Source organism: Sodalis-like endosymbiont of Proechinophthirus fluctus, assembly GCF_001602625.1.
GTDB lineage: Bacteria > Pseudomonadota > Gammaproteobacteria > Enterobacterales > Enterobacteriaceae.
In genome coordinates this window covers 15,125-15,888 of the sequence record NZ_LECR01000090.1, presented here as the reverse complement: position 1 = coordinate 15,888, position 764 = coordinate 15,125, and the positions used below count along the sequence as shown (strand labels likewise).

1 protein-coding gene is annotated in these 764 nt (G+C 56.4%); it reads right to left on the bottom strand.

Annotated features, from left to right (window positions below):
* The coding region (locus tag BG74_RS18300; protein ID WP_439895728.1) for a proline dehydrogenase family protein at window positions 1-764 on the bottom strand (764 nt) is incomplete at both ends.

Sequence of the window (764 nt, the reverse complement as noted above, 5' to 3'; positions counted from 1 at the left end):
CGCGTCGATATTAAGGCCGATGTCGTATTGCCGCGCCAGCAGGGTAAGGCGCAACAGCCGCGGATAAAGCTCCGTCATTACACGTTTATATTGGAATCGACAGTAGCGCGGATGCAAAGCAGAAAGCTTGATGGAAATTCCCGGCCCCTCATAAATACCGCGGCCGCTGGAGGCTTTGCCGATGGCGTGGATCGCCTGCTGGTAGGAAAGCAGGTAGGCCTGGGCATCCTCTTCCGTCAGCGCGGCTTCTCCCAACATGTCGTAGGAGTAGCGGAACCCTTGTTGCTCCAGGCGGCGCGCATTGGCCAGCGCCTCACCGATGTATTCGCCGGTCACGAATTGTTCTCCCATGAGCCGCATGGCCATATCGATACCCTTGCGGATAAGTGGCTCGCCGCTTTTGCCAATGATACGATTGAGGGATCGCGACAGGCTAGCTTCATTGTGGGTCACGACCAACTTGCCGATAAACAACAGACTCCAGGTAGTGGCATTGACAAACAGCGATCGACTGCGGCCTAGATGGATTTTCCAGTTGCCATTACTGATTTTGTCCCGAATCAAGGCACCGCGTGTAGCTTTATCCGGGATACGCAACAGCGCTTCGGCCAGACACATCAGCGCGACACCCTCCTGGGAGGAGAGGGAGAATTCCTGCAGTAGATCCTGGACCATTCTCATGCGGCCGCCACTGCGCTTTTGATGGCGCAACTGTTGGGCCAGTTTGCCGGCCAGTGTCTGAATAGATTGTGCCATCGGCGCCG